The organism is Methylomagnum sp. (genome assembly GCF_054333355.1).
In genome coordinates this window covers 1-3,650 of sequence record NZ_JBTEKS010000420.1, presented here as the reverse complement: position 1 = coordinate 3,650, position 3,650 = coordinate 1, and the positions used below count along the sequence as shown (strand labels likewise).

Here is a 3,650-nt window from a genome sequence, read left to right as displayed (position 1 = left end):
CTGGCCGGGGACATGGAAGCCGTCGGTCCCGCGTTCCGGCCCTTGTTGGCGAGGGATGGGCTGCTGTGGCAACGGCGGCTGGCCCGGCTAGCTTCGGACACGCCGCGCCGGTCGATCTTCCGCGACGAAGGCGTTTACCTCATCGCGGGCGGGGCGGGCGAGGTGGGTTATGCCCTGAGCCGCTTGCTGGCCGAGCGCTTCCGGGCGCGGCTGGTCTGGCTGGGGCGGCGGGCGTTGGATTCGGGGATTCAGGCCCGGCTTGACTCCATCCGCGCCCTGGGCGGCGAGGCGCTGTACCTGTCCGCCGATGTGTCGGAGGCGGCGGCGAATCTGGCCTTGGCCCTCAATGAAGCCAGCGCCGCCTTCGGAGCAATCCACGGCGTCATCCACGCCACCATGGTCCTGTCCGATGCGGCGCTGGCCGACACGGACGAATCCAGTTTCCGGGCCATCCTCGCGCCCAAAACGGCGGGCAGTGTCCTACTGGCGGAAGCGGTGCGCGATCTGGACTTGGATTTCCAGGTGTTCTTTTCCTCAATCCAATCCTTCGTGGGCGACAAGCGCCAAGCGGCTTACGCGGCGGGGTCCGCCTTCCTGGATGGCTACGCCGCCCGGTTGGACACCCAAGCGAGCTATCCGGTGCGGGCCATCAACTGGGGATACTGGGCGGTGGGCAACGCCGCCGATCAAGCCGTGACCAGCCATCTGGACGTGCTGGGTTACGGCATGTTGTCGGCGGAGGAAGGGCTCGCCGCCATCGAAACCGCCCTCGCCTTGCCCGCCCCGCAACTGGTGGTGGTGAAGGCCGAAGCCGAAGTCCTGGAAGCGATGGGCGCCTTGGCCGGGCAAATCGTGGCGGCAGCAGACTCCGCCGCGCCGCCGCTGTTCGCCCTGGCATGGCGGGAACTGGCCGGACTCCCCGCCTGCCCCGGCACCGCCGGGTCGGAAGCGGCCATCCGCGAGGTCTCGGACTATTGCCAGCGGGGGATTCTGGCCGTGTTCCAGGCGCTCGGCGTGTTCCGCGAAGCCGGGGAGCGCCATGACCGGACCGGGTTGCGGGAGCGTCTCGGCATTCTGCCCGACTATGAGCGCCTGTTGGGTGCCCTGTTGACCATGCTGGAGAAGGCGGGATTCGTGACGGGGCGGGATGGGGTCGTTATCGCCGGGGCCAGGGTGGTGGCGGTGTGGCGTGATGCGGACGAAGAAAGAAAACTTTTATTTGATCGCCCTCACCCCAACCCTCTCCCGTGGGGAGAGGGGGCAAATCAGTTGGCGGCGATGCGTGATCAACTGATGGCGCGGCATCCCCGCATGAAAGCGTTCATCGACTTGGTGGCCGTGTGTCTGGCGAGCTATCCCGAGATACTCCAGGGCCGGGTGCCCGCCACGGAAGTGCTGTTTCCCGAGGCTTCCATGCGCTTGGTGGAGGGCATTTACCGCGACAACCCCATCGCCGATCCGGTGAACGAAGCCTTGATCCGCACCGTCGGCGTCTATCTCCGGCGGCGGGACGAGGGCCGGGAAGCTCCCGTGCGCATCCTGGAAATCGGCGCGGGGACCGGCGGAACCAGCGCCCCCTTGTTGCGTAGCCTCAAAGCGCGGGGGGCGCGGGTGGACTATGTTTACACCGACCTCTCCCAAGCCTTCGTGGCCCACGGACGCCGGACCTTCCAGGCGGACTATCCTTTTGTCCGGTTCCAAACCCTGGACATCGAGCAGCCCCCCGTCGCGGGCGTGCCGGCGCCGGGAAACTTCGATTTGGTCATCGCGGCCAATGTGCTGCACGCCACCCGCGCCCTGGATCAAACCCTCCGCCATGTGGCCCGCTACCTCAAGCGGGGCGGCTGGCTCATCGCCAACGAAGGGACCGAGGCGCTGGATTTCATCACCCTGCCCTATGGGCTGCTGGACGGCTGGTGGCTGTATCAGGACGGCGGGCGCAACCTGCCGGATTCGCCCCTGCTGGGCGTGGCGGCGTGGCGGCAAATGCTGGCGGAAGCTGGGTTTGAGCGCAGCCTCGCGCTGTCCCCCGCCGGGCCGGACGGGCGTTTTCCCTACCATATCCTAGTGGCCGAAAGCGGCGGGCAGGTGTTGCGCGACGTGTCCGAGATTCCGGCGGCGACCGCTTCCGCCCCCGCTCCAAATCCCGATGTCGTCGTCGCGGCGGCACCGGCCATCGGCCTAGCTCAAATTGAGCAGGCCATCACGGCCACCGTGGCGGCGGTGCTTGCCATCGACCCCGCCGAACTGAACCCCGACGCGCCCTTCGCCGACTTCGGGGTGGATTCCATCCTGGCGGTGGAACTCATCGCCCAGTTGAATCAAGCCTTGGGGCTGCGGCTGCGCAACGGCGACCTCTACAACTACGCCAGCATTCGGACCCTGGCCGGGCATATCTTGGCGGAGTTCGCCGACTCGCTCACCCTCCGCCCGGAAACCAGCTTATCCCCGGCCCCCGATAAAGCCGCCACCGCCGAACACTACCTAGAACAACTCCGCGACGGGGCCATCAGCCTTGGAGACGCGGATCAGCTCATCGCCCATCTCCTCTCGGAAACAAGCCCATGAAGCCTCCATCCCATCGCCAAGCAATCCTGCGCCAAGTAGCGGAAGGCAGGCTTTCGCCCAAGGAGGCGGCGCGGCTGTTGCTGGAAGCGGCCCCACCGCCCGGCCATGACCTAGCGGAATCGTCCGCTACATCGGCACAAGCAGAGGCGGCGGACTCGGCCATCGCCATCATCGGCTATGCCGGGCAGTTCCCCGGCGCCCGCGATGTCCGGGAATTCTGGGAGAACCTCGCCGCTGGCCGGGACAGCGTGACCACCGCCCCCCTGCATCGGGACGCTTGGCGCGGCGTGGCGGCGGGGCAATATCACGGCGGATTTCTGGAGCAATACGACCTGTTCGACCCGCTGTTCTTCAACACCTCGCCCAAGGAGGCCGAGGTGATGGACCCGCAGCAACGGCTGTTCCTGCTGGAAGTTTGCCGCGCCCTGGCCGACGCGGGCTATTCGCGGGACGCCTTGAAAGGCAGCCGCACCGGGGTGTTCGCCGGTTGTCAGGGCGGTGACTATGTCCACCTGCTGGAAGCCGGGCAGGCACCGGATTCCTACGGCTTCCTGGGCAATCTGACCTCCATCCTGCCCGCCCGCGTCGCCTATTTCTTCGATTTCAAAGGGCCGTGTCTGGCGGTGGACACGGCCTGTTCCTCGTCCTTGGTGGCGGTGCATTTGGCCTCTGAAAGCCTGCGTAAGGGCGAGAGCGAACTGGCCCTGGCGGGCGGCGTGTCGGTGCTGGCGACGCCGCGTTTCCACGCGCAGGCCACCGCTTCGGAAATGCTGGCCCCCGATGGCCGCTGCAAGACCTTCGACGCGGCGGCGGATGGCTTCGTCCCCGCCGAAGGGGTGGGCGTGGTGGTCCTCAAGCGCTTGGACAAGGCGCTGGCCGACGGGGACAGCATTCGCGGCATCATCCGGGGTTCCGCCATCAATCAGGATGGCCGGTCCAACGGCATTTCGGCCCCCAACGGGCCGTCGCAAAGCGCCCTGGAATGCGCGGTCTACAACACCCACGGCATCGACCCGGCCACCCTCGGCTACGTGGAAGCCCACGGCACCGGCACCCGCTTGGGCGACCCCATCGAGTTCGAC

Annotated in this window: 2 protein-coding genes; both read left to right on the top strand. The window is 67.3% G+C overall.

What is annotated here, in order from left to right:
• The coding region (locus ACXWUF_RS20410) for an SDR family NAD(P)-dependent oxidoreductase (protein ID WP_458503374.1) at nt 1-2,568 on the top strand (2,568 nt) is incomplete at its 5' end.
• A partial coding sequence (locus ACXWUF_RS20405; protein ID WP_458503373.1) for a beta-ketoacyl [acyl carrier protein] synthase domain-containing protein occupies nt 2,565-3,650 on the top strand: 1,086 nt, incomplete at its 3' end. The genes ACXWUF_RS20410 and ACXWUF_RS20405, both read left to right, overlap by 4 nt.